The sequence below is a fragment of the Sphingobium sp. GW821-FHT02B05 genome, assembly GCF_059421905.1.
The window spans coordinates 309,427-324,389 of the sequence record NZ_JBWKVW010000001.1 but is presented as its reverse complement, the minus strand read 5'-3'; the positions used below and the strand labels follow the sequence as shown (position 1 = coordinate 324,389).

The window sequence follows — 14,963 nt, the reverse complement described above, 5'->3', positions numbered from 1 at the left end:
ATGAAGAGCTTGCACAATCGCGCCCCGCGCCTTGCCGCTCCGGCAATCGCACTGGGGCTGGCGGTCGCGACGGTCGCCGCGCCGACCACCGCGCTCAACGCCGCCCCCTCCAGTGCGCAGGACAATGCGATCCTGCTGTCGGTGGGCGGCAGCCGGGTCGTCAATCTGGACGCCAAGATGTCCGACGTCGTGATCGCCGATCCCGATGTTGTCGATGTCCATGTCCGCTCTCAGAACCAGCTGTACCTGATCGCGAAAAAGCCGGGCGAAACCACGGTGTTCGCCACGGCCCCCAACGGAAAGGTGCTGTTTTCGGGCACGGTCCGCGTCGGCAACAACCTGACCAGCATCGACGACATGCTGCGCCTGGCGATGCCGGGCGCGCAGATTGCGGTCAACAAGATGAACGGCATGGTCCTGCTGACCGGCACGATCCAGGCGCCCGAAGATGCAGCGGAGGCCGAGCGGCTGACGCAGGCCTTCGTCGGCAAGGACGTTACCGTGGTGAGCCGCCTGCGGATGGCGACCCCGCTTCAGGTCATGTTGCAGGTCAAGATCGCCGAAGTCACCAAGGATATCGGCCACAAGATCGGCGTGAACCTGGCGTCGGTCGATCGCGGTTCGGGTACGGCCGGCTATATCGGCGGTGGCTCCCGTGGTTTCGCCAACTATACGCGCGGTGAAACGACGGTCACGGCGAATTCGGACGGCACATCGACGGCGACAGCGACGCCCAGCTACTGGACGTTCAACAACGCCTTCGACGGCGGCTACAGCATCGGCGGCGTCGCCAAGCTGCTGGGGATCGACGTCGCGGCAGCCCTGGACCTGGCGGAATCGAGCGGGCAGGCCACCACGCTGGCGCAACCGAACCTCACCGCCCTCTCCGGTGAAACCGCCAGCTTCCTGGCCGGTGGCGAATATCCCTATACCGTGGGCAACGGGTTGCAGGGCAACTCGATCGAATTCAAGCAATATGGCGTGCAGCTGGCCTTCACGCCGACCGTGCTGGCCGACGGCCGCATCTCGCTGCGCGTCCGTCCGACCGTGTCGAGCCTGGATTTCACCGTCAGCTCGACCGTGCCGGCGCTCAGGAGCCGTACGGCCGAAACCACGGTCGAACTGGGTTCGGGCCAGGCCTTCATGATCGCGGGCCTGCTCAACAACGAAACCAGCAACACCATCAACAAGGTGCCGGGCCTGGGCGACATCCCGATCCTGGGCAGCCTGTTCAAGTCGCGGCAGTTCCAGCGCAACGAAACCGAACTGGTCATCGTCATCACGCCATATCTGGCGCGCCCGATGAACGCAGTGGACGTGCGCCTTCCTACCGACGGCTTCCGCAATGCCACGCAGGCCCAGGGCCTGCTGCTGCAACAGGGCAATGATGGCATCAGTGGCCAGCCCGGACAGGCGCCCCGGCGCGCGCCCGGCTCCACGCCCGTCGTGCCCAGCCCGCAGGCGTCTTCATCCCCGGCCAACCGGTCGAACAAGTCCGGTGCCGCCGCACCCGGCTTCAGCTTCTGACGGAAGGACAAAGACATGACTTCCCATCTGTCGATCAAGGCCATTGCGGCCATCGCGGTCCTGGCATTGCCGATGACCGCTCATGCCCTTCCCAAATCCAATCGTAGCGTCGATTCGGTGCATCAGCCGGTGGTCAGCCACAATGCCTATGTCTTCGACGTACAGGCCGGATCGAGCGGTGGCCTGACGCCTAACGAAGCGATCCGGCTGAACGAATGGTTCGTCACGATCGGCCTCGGCTATGGCGACAACATCGCCGTGGCGACCGATGGCGGCTATTATAATCCGGCGCTGCGCGACGATATTTCCGACGTCGTGGCGCGCCACGGCCTGCTGGTCGCCGAAGATAGTTCGGCCGAAGCGGGTCAGGCACCGGCCGGCAGCGTCCGGCTGATCGTGCGTCGCGCGACGGCCAGCGTACCGGGCTGCCCCGACTGGAATTCCAAGCAGGAAACCAACGGCACCCTGGCATCCTCCTCCAACTTCGGGTGCGGCATCAACAGCAACTGGGCCGCGATGGTCGCCAATCCGGAAGACCTCGTCCGTGGGCAGCAAAGCGACAGCGATCTGCGCACGGCGACATCGAACCGCGCCATCACCACCTATCGCGAAAAGAAGCCGACGGGTGCCGGCGACCTGAAAGAACTGACAGCAGGGGGAAAACAATAAGATGAACGCTCCCTGGAAACCGGGCCTGGGTGGCCAGCGCGACCCGTTCCACGCCTTCGTCTGCGACGATCACAGTTTCGACATGTTGCGCGCCGTCGCGGCCGAAATGGGATGGGCGCCGGAAAAGGTGAACAAGGGCGGCATGCGCAACGCCGTGCAGAGCCTGTCCATCACCGCCAGCCCGCAGATCCTGTTCGTCGATATGTCCGAAAGCGGCGATCCGCTGAACGACATCAACAGCCTGGCCGAAGTCTGCGAGCCGGGCACGGTGGTGATCGCCGCCGGCCAGGTCAATGACGTCCGCCTCTACCGCGATCTGGTCGCCAGCGGCATCCAGGACTATCTGCTCAAGCCCTTCGGCGCGGATCAGCTGCGCGATGCGCTGGCGCAGGCGCAGGCGGTGTTCATGGCGCCGCGCGATGCGGCACCCGAACGGCCGCATTCGACCGTGGCGGTCATCGGCACGCGCGGCGGCGTCGGCGCATCCAGCATCGCGACATCGCTGTCCTGGCTGCTGTCCGAAAAGAAGAAGCGCCCGACCGCGCTGCTCGACCTGGACGTTCATTTCGGCACCAACGCGCTGGCGATGGATCTGGAACCGGGCCGCGGCCTGACCGACGCGATCGAAAATCCCAGCCGCATCGACGGCCTGTTCATCGAACGCGCCATGGTGCGGGCGAGCGACACGCTGGCGATCCTGTCGGCCGAAGCGCCCATCAGCCAGCCGATGATGACCGATGGCGGCGCCTTCTACCAGTTGCTGGAGGAATTCCGACTCGCCTTCGAATGCAGCGTCATCGACCTGCCGCGCAACATGCTGATCCAGCATCCGCACCTGATGGCCGACGTGAACGTCACGCTGATCGTTACCGAACTGACGCTGGCGGGCGCCCGCGACACGATCCGTATCCTGTCCTGGCTCAAGAGCAACGCGCCGCAATCCCGTTTGCTGGTGGTCGCCAACCGCGTCCATCCCGGCGCGCCGGAAATCAGCCGCAAGGATTTCGAACAGTCGATCGAGCGCCGGGTGGACGTCATGGTGCCGTTCGACCTGCGCATCGGATCGCAGGCGGCGAAACTGGGCAAGACCCTGGCGGAAGCGGCCAAGGGCAGCAAGGTGGGCGCAGCCTGCATGGACATGCTGGACCAGGTCCTGGGGGCCGCCGACGCCGAACCGAATGTTGCTGGTTCCAAGGCGGCTCGCAAGAAGGGCGACTCGCTGCTCGGCAAGATCGATTTCAAATCGATGATGCCGTCGCGCCGCAAGGACAAGGCGACGCTGGATAATTGATCGCATGCGCCGCCCCTAGGGCGCGGCGCGGCATCCTGAAAGACGGGCGACGAGATGGACGGCAATTTCATCCTGATAACGGTGCTGATCGCGACCCTTGCGGGCGTCGCGATAATCGCGTTTGCCGGTCCGTCGCCGGACAAGGCGCGCAAGCGGCGTGTCGCGATGATCCGTGGCCGCCACAGCGAATCGGCAGAGGCTCTGCTGGAAGCGCGGATGCGCCGCGTGATTTCCAACCGCGATACCGGCGTCGAAGCCAAGATGCTGATATCGCTGATCCCCAACCCGGACAATCTGACCAAGCGTCTGAAGATGACCGGCAAGAAATGGACGCTCAGCCAATATATGACGGCCTGCGCCGGCATCTTCCTGCTGTTGTCGGCCTTCCTGATGCTGCGCGGCTTCCCTTTCCTGTTTGCGATGATGTTCGGCCTGGCCGCCGGGCTTGGCCTGCCGCACTGGTGGGTCGGCCGTCTGATCAAGGGGCGCGTGAGCAAGTTCACCGCGAAATTCCCCGATGCGTTGGAACTGTTGACCCGCGGTCTGCGATCGGGCCTTCCGATCGCAGAGACGCTGGGCATCGTGTCGAGCGAAATTCCAGGTCCGGTGGGCGAAGAGTTCAAGCTCATCACCGAACGCATTAAGATCGGCCGGACGATGGAGCAGGCATTGCAGGAAACGGCCGACCGTCTGGGTACGGCTGAATTCCAGTTCTTCGTCATCACCCTGGCGATCCAGCGCGAAACGGGCGGCAACCTGGCCGAAACCCTGTCCAACCTGGCCACCGTGCTGCGCCAGCGTGCGCAGATGAAGCTCAAGATCCGGGCGATGTCTTCGGAATCCAAGGCATCCGCCTATATCATCGGCTGCTTGCCCTTTCTGGTCTTTGGCCTGATCTCCTACATCAACTTCAATTATATGAGCCCCTTCTACACGGCCGACCCGGCGGGCATCTTCGGGCTGAGTTTGATGCAGGTGGTCGGCATCGGCGGCATGTGCTGGATGGGCATCGGTGCCTTCATCATGGCCCAGATGATCAATTTCGAAATCTGACGAGGGAGCGAGAAAGAATATGGACGCCCCTACCCCCGCCGGCACCCTGTTCGGCCTGACCGCCACCGATTTCGGCACGCTGCTGGCCGCGCTGGCGACGCTCGCCATATTGTTCGCGCTCTATGCCGTCATGACCGTGCGCGATCCCATGGCCAAGCGCGTCAAGGCGCTGAACGAACGGCGCGAGCAGCTCAAGGCCGGCATCACCGCCTCGACCGCGAAACGCCGCGCGAGCCTGGTGCGCCGGAACCAGACGACCGACCATATGCGGTCGTTCCTGTCGAGCCTGAAGGTCTTGCAGGACGACCAGCTCAAGGAGGCCCAGATTCGTCTGGCGCAGGCCGGTATCCGGTCGAAGGACTGGGCCGTCGCGGTCATCTTCGGCCGAATGTTCATGCCGATCTTCGTCGGCGGCGCTGCTGCGATCCTGCTCTATGGCGTAGGCATCGAACCCGAATGGGGTCCGTTGAAGCGCTTCTTCGCCTTCGCCGTGGCGCTGTTGCTGTCATACAAGGCACCTGACATCTTCATCAACAACAAGGTGCAGAAACGATCTGCCGCGATCCGCAAGGGTCTGCCCGATGCGCTCGACCTGCTGGTGATCTGCGCCGAAGCCGGTTTGACCGTCGATGCGGCCTTCAGCCGCGTGGCGCGCGAATTGGGCAAGGCCTATCCGGAACTGGGCGACGAGTTTCAGCTTACCGCGATCGAGTTGAGCTTTCTGACCGAACGGCGCATGGCGTTTGAGAATCTGGCGACCCGCGTGAAGCTGGACGCGGTCAAGGGCGTGGTCACGACCATGATCCAGACCGAAAAATACGGCACTCCGCTGGCGTCGGCGCTGCGCGTGCTGTCGGCCGAATTCCGCCACGAACGCATGATGCGCGCTGAAGAAAAGGCCGCGCGCCTGCCCGCGATCATGACCGTGCCGCTCATCCTGTTCATCCTGCCGACCCTGTTCGTCGTGATCCTGGGTCCGGCGGCCTGTTCGATCAGCACCGCCTTCTAAAAAAGTTGGAGAGCGGGACTGGCGCTGCCGTAGCGTCGCCCGGAAGACCCGCCCGCCCCGCCGAAAAAAGGCGGTAGCGGACGGGCTTTTTCATGCTTATCTGCATGTCAAAGACAAGGAGTGGATCGCATGAAATCGGCAGCTATCGCCATTTTGACCCTGACCGCCGCCGTCGCCCTGCCAGCGCAGGCCGCGCAACCCGTCACCGGCCGCTGGGCCACGGTGGACGGCAAGGCGATCGTCCAGATCGCGCCATGCGGAAAGCATCTGTGCGGCAAGATCGAAAAGATCGTAAAGCCCACCCCCGGCCGGCCGCAGACCGACATCAAGAACCCCGATCCGGCGTTGCAGTCCAAGCCGCTGGTCGGCCTGGCGCTACTGTCTGGCTTCAAGGATGATGGCGAATTGTGGAAGGGTACGATCTACGACCCTGAAAGCGGCAAAAGCTATGCGTCCAAGGTCAGCCGCAATGCCAATGGCACGCTGAAGGTTCAGGGATGCATCGCCTTCTTCTGCAAGACGCAGACCTGGACGCCGGTTCGCTGATCCTTACAGCAGGCTAAGCTGGGCTACCGGAGCGAAGCTGCGCCGGTGCAGCGGGGTCGGGCCATGTTCGCGCAGTGCGGCAAGGTGCCTGGCGCTGCCATAGCCCTTGTTCGTGTCCCAGCCATAATGGGGATGCTCGGCCGCCGCCGCAATCATCATCCGGTCACGCTCCTCCTTGGCGAGGATGGAGGCGGCCGCGATCGACAGGCATTTGCCATCGCCCTCCACGATTGCGGTCGAGGGCCAGCGCCATTGCGGACAGCGGTTGCCGTCCACCAGCACATGCGCGCAATCATGGCCCAGTGCCTCTACCGCTCGGGTCATGGCCAGCATCGTTGCCCAGAGGATATTGATCTCGTCGATTTCCGCGACGGTCGCGATGCCCACGCCCCAGCACAGGGCGCGCTCCTTGATCTGGCCTTCCAGCATGGCGCGTTTCCTGGCGCTGAGTTGCTTTGAATCGTTCAGGCCGTCGGGGCAGTCTTCGGCGCGCAGGATGACGGCCGCGGCCACGACGGGACCAGCCAGCGGTCCCCGGCCTGCCTCATCCACCCCGGCGACGAGGCCGGGATGGTGGATCAGTTCATGGGTAAAGTCAGGCATCGGCATAGCGCGCGGCAAAAGCCGCCGCGTCCCAGCCATCGCCATCCTTCGCGGCGAGCAGATGGTAGAAAGGCGTCATGCCCAAGGCGTGCCCCATCGGACCATGACCCTGCCCAAGCCCCGGCGCCGCTTGAAGAGCTGCCGCGACGAAGGCTTCCGCCCGATCGACGGCATCGCCCAGCGACAGGCCGGCACCCAGCCCCGCAGCGACGGCGCTGGCCAAGGTGCAGCCCGTGCCATGGCTGTGGCGCGTTTCCATCCGCCTGATCGAGAAGTCGGCGACCATATCCTCATCGACCAGAAGGTCGTGGATCAGCGGCTGGTCATCCTGCGCCTGCTGCGGCAGATGGCCGCCCTTGGCCAATATGACGCCGCCAGTCCGGTCGCGCAGCGCCTGCGCGGCATCCTCCAGCCCATCCAGATCGGCGATCGTGCGGCCCGTCAGCGCTTCCAGTTCGGGCAGGTTGGGCGTTTTGACGGTGGCGACCCGCATCAGTTTATCGAACGCGGCAATGGTGGCATCGTCGGCCAACATGGACCCGCTTGTCGCGACCATGACCGGATCGAAGACGATCGGTACATCGACCAGCTGCGCGAGCCGATCGGCAACGGCGTTGGCGGTTCGTGCGCTGCCGATCATGCCGATCTTTACCGCATCGACGCCGATGTCGCTGATGCAGCTTTCGATCTGCGCCAGCACCATGTCGGTCGGGATCGGGTGGACGCCCTGCACCCCCAGCGTGTTCTGCGCGGTGATGGCGGTGATGGCGGTCATGCCGTAGCCGCCGAGCAGCGTCACGGTCTTGAGATCCGCCTGGATCCCTGCGCCGCCCCCGCTGTCGGACCCGGCGATGATGAGGATACGGGGCAAGGTCACTGGCTGGATGTGGCCGTGAAATGCCGCACCGTAGAGGCGGGGTTGTTGGCCAGCGCCTTGCCCACGCGAGTCGGGCGGTCCATCAGTTCGCCGCCGCAATTGGGGCAGCGGTCGTCCAGCGCCTCCGCGCAGGGCGCGCAGAAACTGCATTCGAAGGAGCAGATGAACGCGCCGGGCTGATCGGCGGGCAGGTCCGTGCCGCAACGTTCGCAATCGGGGCGCATCTCAAGCATGGCAGATTTCCGTTTTGTTCGAACCGAACCGAGAAAGACAAATGTTACGCCGCCGCCTTCTCGACCGCGGCGCAGATGCGGTCCACCACATCCTTCACCTGATCCTCGCGGTCGCCCTCGGCCATGACGCGGATCACAGGTTCGGTGCCGGAAGGACGGATGACAAGCCGGCCGGTGCCGCTCAGTTCCGTTTCCGCCTGCGCAATGATGCGCTTCACATCCTCATGCTCCAGCGGCTTGCCGCCGGAAAAGCGGACATTCTTCAGCAATTGCGGCACCGGATCGAACTGGTGCAGCACGTCGCTGGCCGGCTTGCCGGAGCGGACCAGCGCGGCCAGCACCTGCAACGCCGCGACCGTGCCGTCGCCGGTGGTGGCATAGTCGGACAGGATCATGTGACCGGACTGTTCGCCGCCGACATTGAAGCCGCCCTCCCGCATCCGTTCCAGCACATAGCGATCGCCGACCTTGGTGCGTTCCAGATTGATGCCCTTGTCCGACAGGAAGCGTTCTAGACCGAGGTTCGACATGATCGTCGCGACCAGCCCGCCGCCGCGCAGCGTCCCTTCACGCGCAAAATTGGCGGCGATCAGCGCCATGATCTGATCGCCATCGACAAGTCTGCCCTTTTCATCGACGACGATCAGCCTATCGGCGTCGCCATCCAGCGCGATGCCGATGTCCGCGCCAGACGACACCACGGTTTCCTGCAACAGCAGCGGCGCGGTGGAGCCGCAACCGTCGTTGATGTTGATGCCGTTGGGGGTGACGCCGACCGCGACGACGGTGGCGCCCAGTTCCCACAGCGCGGACGGCGCGACCTGATAGGCGGCGCCATTGGCGCAATCGACCACGATCTTGAGGCCATCAAGTCGCAGGTCGGCGGGGAAGCTGGACTTGACCGCATGGATATAGCGGCCGCGTGCGTCCTCGACCCGGCGGGCACGACCGATATCCTTGGACGCGGCGAGAGGAATATCCTGGCCGATCAACGCTTCGATCTTCAGCTCATCCTCGTCCGACAGCTTGTAGCCGTCGGGGCCGAACAGCTTGATGCCATTGTCGAAATAGGGATTGTGGCTGGCGGAGATCATGACGCCAAGGTCCGCGCGCATCGAATGGGCGAGCAGCGCCACGGCGGGCGTCGGGATCGGACCGAACTGCACCACGTCCATGCCCACGGCGGTGAAGCCGGCGACCAGCGCATTTTCGACCATATAGCCCGAAAGCCGCGTATCCTTGCCGATGACGACGCGATGACGGTGGCTGCCGCGCAGAAAATGCGTACCCGCCGCCATGCCGACCTTCATCGCCAGCTCAGCGGTCATGGGCCATTGGTTGGTGCGGCCGCGAATGCCGTCGGTGCCGAAATATTGCCTGCTCATGCCACCTTCCATGCACCGATCAGGGTCAGGCGATCAACCCGCAGCCGCCACATGAGCAATCTTTAATCGACATTCCCCGACGATGGCGGCATCGGCAAGGGATGGAAAATTTCAATGGCTTTGTCGACGGCCTGTCCGCCGCCGTCTTTTTCAAGGTGCCGCTTTTTGGCGCGCAGATCGAACTGATCGTGCTGTACCTGGCGCTGCCGATGCTGTTCTTCACCCTTTGGCTGGGCTTTCCCAATATAACCCAGGTCGGGCGCGCGATCCGCATCCTGCGCAGCCAACCCCATGCAGGCGAGGCGAAGGGCGATGTCAGCCAGTGGGCGGCGCTCTCCACCGCGCTGTCGGGCACGATCGGCCTCGGCAATATCGCGGGTGTCGCGGTGGCGCTGACCATGGGTGGCCCCGGTGCGATATTGTGGATGTTCATCATCGGCTGGTTCGCGATGACGGTGAAGATGGCGGAGGTGACGCTGGGCCTGAAATATCGGGTCTTCGACAGTCGCGGCCATGTGCATGGCGGGCCGATGTATGTGCTCAAGGCCGTGGGCGCGGCGCGGGGCTGGCCGAAATTGGGTTTGGCGCTGGGTGGCAGCTACGCCTTTTTCGCCCTGTTCGGCGCGATCCCGATGGTGCAGGTCAACCAGAGCTTTGCGCAGGTCAAGGTCGTCACTGGCCTCACCAATGGCTGGGCCTATGGCGTGTTTCTGGCGGGCGCGGTGGCTTTGGTGACGCTGGGCGGCGCGGCCTGGCTGGGCGAGGTGTCGAAGCGGCTGACGCCGATCAAGGTTGCGGTCTATCTGGGCGGGGTCGCGGCGATCCTGATCCTGCATATCGGCGAAATTCCGGGCGCGCTGGCGCTGATCTGGAATGGGGCATGGTCGGGTGATGCGGCGACCGGAGGCGCGGTGGGCGCTTTCGTAGCAGGGATGCGGCGCGCGGTGTTCGCCAGCGAGGCGGGCGTCGGGTCTGCGGTGATGGCGCATAGCCTGGCCCGCGCCAAGCATCCGGTGTCCGAAGGGCTGGTCGCGCTGCTGGAACCCCTGCTCGGCACGATGATCGTTTGTGCGCTTGGCGGGCTGGCGCTGGTCGTGGCGGGCACATGGAATGGTGGGCTGGAGGGGATTGCGATCACCTCCGCCGCCTTTGCGCAGGTGTCGCCCTGGTTCCCCTGGCTATTGGCGGTGGTAGTGTTCCTCTTCGCCTATTCGACGCTGGTGGCCTGGGGCTTTTATGGGTTGCAGGCCTGGGGCTATCTGTTCGGCAATGGCCCGAAAGCGCAGTGGACCTACAAGATCCTGTATGTCGTCGCGCTGCCCCCGGCGGCGGCGATCGACCTGGGCCGGGTGGTCGGGATCGTCGACAGCAGCTTCTTCCTGATGGCCATCCCCAACGTCATCGCGCTGTACCTGTGCGCCGGTGAATTGCGGCGCGATGTGCGCGACTATCTTTCGAAGGCCGAAGCTTAACTTCGCATATTTCCCGCCAAATGCGACATTTCGTTGCGCGGGGATGATCCTATCGGAAAGTCTCCCATGCCTGTCTCCAACGGATGAGGTAGCGGATTTCGGTCATGTAGGACAGAAACGAAAAGGCCCCGCACCTTTCGGAGCGAGGCCTGTTCGTCGTGCAGACGGTTAGATCGTCAGATCTTGTCGCCGAGCGCGCCCTTGACCGATCCGGCGACGTCCTGCGCCGTACCCTTGGCCTTTTGCGCCTTCCCTTCGGCTTCCAGACGGTCGTTGTCCGTCGCCTTGCCGATGCCTTCCTTGATGGAACCAGCGGCCTTGTTACCTGCGGCCTTCAGCTTGTCGGTTGTCTCGCCCATGTCGATACTCCTTGGTTAGGGTGTTGGAGTATCAACGACAGGCAGTACGAAGGGTTGCCGCCGGTACGAAGGCGAAACGAAATATCAGAGCGGCTTCTCGTAAATCTGATAAACTTTGTTCACGGTGCTGTTGATGGCGTCGGCGATGGCGTTCATGCCCTGATTGTCGTCCAGCACCCAGCCGATCTCGCCACGGGTGGAACCATAATGGGCGACCGCTTCCACGCGGATCGTCTCGATCATCATGAAGGCGAGCTGGCTGGCCATGCGGGAGCTTTGCAGCCGCTGGACCACGCCCATCAACGGCACGCGCATCGTGCGCGCCTTGGGCTTGCGCAGCCATTTCAGCAGCTTGATGAAGCCGAAGGGGAAGAGCGAGCCGTTCAGGGACTTGGTCGCTTCATTGAGGTCCGGCAGCGTCATCATGAAGGCGACCGGTTCACCATCCAGTTCGGCGATCATGATCAGATCCTCGAACACGATCGGCTTCAATTTCTTGCCGGTGTGGGCGACTTCCTCATCCGTGATCGGCACGAAGCCCCAATTATTGCCCCAGGCGTCATTGAGGATCGACAGGATGATGGCGGCTTCCTTGTCGAATTTCGACTTGTCGACCTTGCGGATGGTGATGCGCGGGTTCTTGTGGCCCGACTGGACGATGCGCTGGATCAGCGGCGGAAAGCTTTGCGTGATGTCCAGTTCATAGGTTTTGAGCTGCTTGGCCGGCGTGTAGCCCGCGCCTTCGATCATCGCCTGATAGGCGGGGCTGTTATGTCCCATCATCACCGTTGGCGGATGGTCATGGCCGGCGATCAGCAGGCCCGGCTCTTCCCAGATGGACAGAGAAATCGGACCCAGCACGCGGGTCATGCCCTTGGTGCGCAGCCAATTTTCGGCCGTGGCGATCAGCGCCTTGCCCGTCGCGTCATCCTCCGCCTCGAACAGGCCGAAATTGCCGGTGCCCTGTCCCATGCCCTGTTCGACCGGCTGTTGCAGCGCGAGATGGTCGATATGGGCCGAAATGCGGCCGACCACCTGGCCATTGCGACGGGCAAGGAAATATTGCGCCTCGGCATGGCCGAAAAAGGGGTTCTTCCCGGGCGTGAGCAATTCCTTCACCTCCGCCTTCAACGGCGGCACCCAGTTGGGATCGTTCGCATAAAGCCGCCAGGGCAGGTCGATAAAGGCCTTGAAATCGGCCTTGCCGGAAACGGGGGTGATGACCAGTTCGTTATGCGCCACGGGTGCCGCCTCGAAAGAAAAATGAAGTGCGGTGCAGTTCGGCGCTTGTTTGCGGAATGTCAATCACGCGCCGCGTTCAGGCAGGTAACAGGGTGAATATGTCATGGTGCTGCCATGATCTCAGCGCATTTGGAGGCTAGGACCGCCCGCATGACAGTGCATGATCCCATTCTTGCCGCCGCGCAGCGGGCGCGGGCGGCCATTCCCGACGATAGCGCCATGCTGCGCGCTGCGGCCGATTTGACGCGCGCCCATTCGACCGCCAATCCGCGCATCTACTGGCCCGACCTGCTGGCATCCGCGCTGGTCGGCTGGGGCGCGATGGCCGGCGCTATTCTGGTCGACAATGTGGCAATCGCGGTTGCCTGCGGCATCGTGGCGATGCTGGCGCTCTATCGTGCGGCCAGCTTCATCCATGAACTGACCCATATTCGCAAGGGCGCCCTGCCCGGCTTCCGCTTCGCATGGAATCTGATCGTCGGCGTCCCGCTGATGATCCCGTCCTTCATGTATGAAGGCGTGCATACCCAGCATCACCAGCGCACCCGCTATGGCACGGCGGACGATCCCGAATATCTGCCGCTGGCGCTGATGAAGCCCTGGTCGCTGCCCTTGTTCATTCTCGTCGCGTCGCTGGCGCCGATCGGTCTCATCCTGCGCTTTGGCGTGCTGACGCCGCTGTCGCTGCTGATCCCGCCATTGCGCGCCAAGGTGGTGGCGGAATTTTCCGCCCTGTCGATCAACCCCGCCTATCGCCGCCGCGCGCCCGAAGGCGCGTTTGCCCGCCAATGGGCAGCCCAAGAAGCGGGCGCGAGCCTGTTCGCGCTGGCGCTGGTGGCGAGCGTCTTCGCCTTCGGCTGGAAGCCTTTGCTGGTCTATATGGCGATCCATTCGGCCATGACGGTCATCAATCAGTTGCGCACCCTGGTCGCGCATCTGTGGGAGAATGAGGGCGAGCCGATGACGGTGACGGCCCAATATCTGGACTCGGTCAATGTGCCGCCGCCCGGCACCCTGCCCGCTTTGTGGGCGCCGGTGGGCCTGCGCTATCATGCGCTCCACCACCTGCTGCCGAGCGTACCCTATCATGCGCTGGGCAAGGCCCATGCCCAACTGATCGCGACGCTGGGCACGGATTCGCCCTATCATCGGGGCAATTACAAGGGGATGCTGCCGCTGGTCGGCAAGATCGCCCGGAGCACCATGGCGGCGCGCTGAGCCGGATCCGATTCACGCGAAGACGAACGGAAGTTGCGTAATTGATATGAATGTGCCCCGGCGAGGCCGGGGTCCGGTTCATAGCGTGGGACTGGACCCCGGCCTTCCCCGGGGAACGCCTTGGTATAGGGCTCCGCGCGGGGAAAAATAACTTCCAGTTGCGGGTTGAAACCTGATTTCACGCAATTATATCGGGGTTGTTCCGGTCTTTCCCCTCCCCCTAAAGAGGATCGGAACGCCCCCTCTGGAAGGCCCCGCGCGACGTCCCTTGGTCGCCGGGGCCTTTTTATTCGGGGCGCGACAATCGCAGGCCGGCCATGAACCGGGTCGTTATTTTCCGTGATGTCCGAGCCGTGCACTATTCCATTGCACGCGACGTCATTCTTCCGTGCGGAACAGGACCGTTTCGCCCACCAGCAGGAACAGGAAGAAGGGCGCCCAGGCGGCCAGCACCGGCGGGTAAGCGCCGAGACTTCCCATCGCGAGCGAGAAATTGTCGGCAACGAAATAGGCAAAGCCCAGCGCCATGCCCAATACCGCACGCATGAACAGTTGGCCCGAACGCGCCAAACCAAAGGCCGCGACCGACCCCAGGATCGGCATCAGCAGGGCGGAAAGCGGGCCGGACAGCTTGTGCCACAGGCTGCCTTCCAGTTCGGCGGTAGGCCGACCGGCGTCATGCAGGTCGGAAATCGCCGCCTCCAGCTCACTGAACGTCAGCGCGTCGGGATCGACCCTTGCCAGCGTGAACTGGTCGGGGCGGATGTCGTGGCCGAAACGGACGGTGCCGACATTGGTCACGGTGCCGCGCGCCACATCGAACTGCCGCGCACCTTCCAGCAGCCAGCTCTTGCTCGCGGCGTCATAATGGCCCTTGGGCGCCTGAACGATGGTGGTCAGGCTGTTGTTGATGCGGTTGTAGATCTGCACCTTGCGCAGCTGCACCTGCGTACCGCGCCCGGCGACGATCGCCGCGTTGACCAGATTATTGCCGTCGCGCACCCAGGGATTGCTCTTTACGCCGCTGTCCGGCGGGGTCGGGCCATAATCCACCGCGGCCCACGCGCTCAACGCCGCCGTCGATCGGACGACGATCCGTTCGTTGAACACGAAGCTGATGACCGACACGCCCAGCGCCGCCACCACCAGCGGCGCCAAAATCTGATGCGCGGACAGGCCCGCCGCCTTCATCGATATGATTTCGCTATTCTGGTTGAGCGTCGCCAGCATGACCAGCGTGCCCAGCAGCACGGAAAACGGCAGGAACCGGGCAATGATCTGCGGCGCGCGCAGGCCGACATAATGCCATAATTGCGCGTCGCCATTGCCCGGATAGGCCAGCACGTCGCCCGAATTGCCGAGCAGGTCGAGCGTCTGGAGCACGACCACCAGCAATGCCAGCACGGCAAAGGTCCGGGTCAGGAACAGGCGCGCCATATAGAGGCTGATCTGGCGCGAGGGGAAGAAGTTGAACTGCAT

15 protein-coding genes are annotated in these 14,963 nt (G+C 63.7%); 8 read left to right on the top strand and 7 right to left on the bottom strand.

Features of this window, described 5'->3' with window-relative positions; genetic code table 11:
• From AC07UX_RS01725 to AC07UX_RS01700, 6 genes are all read left to right on the top strand, one after another.
• Complete coding sequence (locus AC07UX_RS01725) at nt 1-1,527, top strand: type II and III secretion system protein family protein (protein ID WP_495190304.1); 1,527 nt, start codon at nt 1-3, stop codon at nt 1,525-1,527.
• A gap of 15 nt (nt 1,528-1,542) precedes the next feature.
• Complete coding sequence (locus AC07UX_RS01720; protein ID WP_495190303.1) at nt 1,543-2,196, top strand: CpaD family pilus assembly protein; 654 nt, start codon at nt 1,543-1,545, stop codon at nt 2,194-2,196.
• 1 nt (nt 2,197) lies between these two features.
• A complete protein-coding gene (locus tag AC07UX_RS01715; protein WP_495190302.1) occupies nt 2,198-3,487 on the top strand; it encodes a CpaE/TadZ family protein in 1,290 nt (429 codons plus the stop codon).
• A 54-nt stretch (nt 3,488-3,541) separates the two neighbouring features.
• Nucleotides 3,542-4,540, top strand: coding sequence for a type II secretion system F family protein (locus AC07UX_RS01710; RefSeq protein WP_495190301.1), 999 nt, complete (start codon nt 3,542-3,544; stop codon nt 4,538-4,540).
• A 19-nt stretch (nt 4,541-4,559) separates the two neighbouring features.
• The gene (locus AC07UX_RS01705; protein WP_495190300.1) at nt 4,560-5,549 is read left to right on the top strand and encodes a type II secretion system F family protein; all 990 of its coding nucleotides are present in this window, start codon (nt 4,560-4,562) and stop codon (nt 5,547-5,549) included.
• A 129-nt stretch (nt 5,550-5,678) separates the two neighbouring features.
• Nucleotides 5,679-6,095 (top strand): DUF2147 domain-containing protein, encoded by a 417-nt coding sequence (locus AC07UX_RS01700; protein ID WP_495190299.1) that lies wholly within the window; start codon nt 5,679-5,681, stop codon nt 6,093-6,095.
• A 3-nt stretch (nt 6,096-6,098) separates the two neighbouring features.
• On the opposite strand, the gene rnhB is transcribed toward AC07UX_RS01700, so the two are convergent.
• The 4 genes from rnhB to glmM are packed head-to-tail and all read right to left on the bottom strand — an operon-like array spanning nt 6,099 to nt 9,193.
• Entirely contained in the window at nt 6,099-6,698 is a 600-nt protein-coding gene (rnhB, locus tag AC07UX_RS01695; RefSeq protein ID WP_495191751.1) for a ribonuclease HII, read from the bottom strand.
• Nucleotides 6,691-7,575 (bottom strand): bifunctional hydroxymethylpyrimidine kinase/phosphomethylpyrimidine kinase, encoded by an 885-nt coding sequence (gene thiD, locus AC07UX_RS01690; RefSeq protein ID WP_495190298.1) that lies wholly within the window; start codon nt 7,573-7,575, stop codon nt 6,691-6,693. Before thiD ends, rnhB begins: the two co-directional genes overlap by 8 nt.
• On the bottom strand, nt 7,572-7,808 hold the full coding sequence (locus AC07UX_RS01685; RefSeq protein WP_495190297.1) for a DUF1272 domain-containing protein: 237 nt from the start codon (nt 7,806-7,808) through the stop codon (nt 7,572-7,574). The genes thiD and AC07UX_RS01685 overlap by 4 nt, the downstream gene beginning before the upstream one ends.
• A 44-nt stretch (nt 7,809-7,852) precedes the next feature.
• Nucleotides 7,853-9,193: a phosphoglucosamine mutase gene (gene glmM / locus AC07UX_RS01680; RefSeq protein WP_495190296.1), complete on the bottom strand. Its 1,341-nt coding sequence runs from the start codon at nt 9,191-9,193 to the stop codon at nt 7,853-7,855.
• A 101-nt stretch (nt 9,194-9,294) separates the two neighbouring features.
• Here glmM and AC07UX_RS01675 point away from each other — a divergent pair, with 101 nt between their 5' ends.
• Nucleotides 9,295-10,665 (top strand): alanine/glycine:cation symporter family protein, encoded by a 1,371-nt coding sequence (locus AC07UX_RS01675; RefSeq protein ID WP_495190295.1) that lies wholly within the window; start codon nt 9,295-9,297, stop codon nt 10,663-10,665.
• Between the two features lie 176 nt (nt 10,666-10,841).
• Here AC07UX_RS01675 and AC07UX_RS01670 read toward each other — a convergent pair whose 3' ends face one another.
• Nucleotides 10,842-11,024 carry a CsbD family protein gene (locus AC07UX_RS01670; protein WP_495190294.1) on the bottom strand — a complete coding sequence of 61 codons (183 nt, stop codon included), beginning with the start codon at nt 11,022-11,024 and terminating at the stop codon, nt 10,842-10,844.
• An 84-nt stretch (nt 11,025-11,108) separates the two neighbouring features.
• A complete protein-coding gene (locus AC07UX_RS01665) occupies nt 11,109-12,266 on the bottom strand; it encodes an N-acetyltransferase (protein WP_495190293.1) in 1,158 nt (385 codons plus the stop codon).
• A 150-nt stretch (nt 12,267-12,416) separates the two neighbouring features.
• Here AC07UX_RS01665 and AC07UX_RS01660 point away from each other — a divergent pair, with 150 nt between their 5' ends.
• Nucleotides 12,417-13,484, top strand: a complete 1,068-nt coding sequence (locus AC07UX_RS01660; protein WP_495190292.1) for a fatty acid desaturase family protein — start codon at nt 12,417-12,419, stop codon at nt 13,482-13,484.
• A gap of 378 nt (nt 13,485-13,862) precedes the next feature.
• Here AC07UX_RS01660 and lptG read toward each other — a convergent pair whose 3' ends face one another.
• On the bottom strand, nt 13,863-14,963 hold the full coding sequence (lptG, locus tag AC07UX_RS01655; protein ID WP_495190291.1) for an LPS export ABC transporter permease LptG: 1,101 nt from the start codon (nt 14,961-14,963) through the stop codon (nt 13,863-13,865).

Bases quoted from the DNA above. Each gene is read 5' to 3' on its own strand.
- AC07UX_RS01725 (WP_495190304.1), top strand. From the start codon at position 1: ATGAAGAGCTTGCACAATCGCGCCCCGCGCCTTGCCGCTCCGGCAATC.
- AC07UX_RS01720 (WP_495190303.1), top strand. From the start codon at position 1,543: ATGACTTCCCATCTGTCGATCAAGGCCATTGCGGCCATCGCGGTCCTG.
- AC07UX_RS01715 (WP_495190302.1), top strand. From the start codon at position 2,198: ATGAACGCTCCCTGGAAACCGGGCCTGGGTGGCCAGCGCGACCCGTTC.
- AC07UX_RS01710 (WP_495190301.1), top strand. From the start codon at position 3,542: ATGGACGGCAATTTCATCCTGATAACGGTGCTGATCGCGACCCTTGCG.
- AC07UX_RS01705 (WP_495190300.1), top strand. From the start codon at position 4,560: ATGGACGCCCCTACCCCCGCCGGCACCCTGTTCGGCCTGACCGCCACC.
- AC07UX_RS01700 (WP_495190299.1), top strand. From the start codon at position 5,679: ATGAAATCGGCAGCTATCGCCATTTTGACCCTGACCGCCGCCGTCGCC.
- rnhB (WP_495191751.1), bottom strand. From the start codon at position 6,698: ATGCCTGACTTTACCCATGAACTGATCCACCATCCCGGCCTCGTCGCC.
- AC07UX_RS01685 (WP_495190297.1), bottom strand. From the start codon at position 7,808: ATGCTTGAGATGCGCCCCGATTGCGAACGTTGCGGCACGGACCTGCCC.
- glmM (WP_495190296.1), bottom strand. From the start codon at position 9,193: ATGAGCAGGCAATATTTCGGCACCGACGGCATTCGCGGCCGCACCAAC.
- AC07UX_RS01675 (WP_495190295.1), top strand. From the start codon at position 9,295: ATGGAAAATTTCAATGGCTTTGTCGACGGCCTGTCCGCCGCCGTCTTT.
- AC07UX_RS01670 (WP_495190294.1), bottom strand. From the start codon at position 11,024: ATGGGCGAGACAACCGACAAGCTGAAGGCCGCAGGTAACAAGGCCGCT.
- AC07UX_RS01660 (WP_495190292.1), top strand. From the start codon at position 12,417: ATGACAGTGCATGATCCCATTCTTGCCGCCGCGCAGCGGGCGCGGGCG.
- lptG (WP_495190291.1), bottom strand. From the start codon at position 14,963: ATGCAGTTCAACTTCTTCCCCTCGCGCCAGATCAGCCTCTATATGGCG.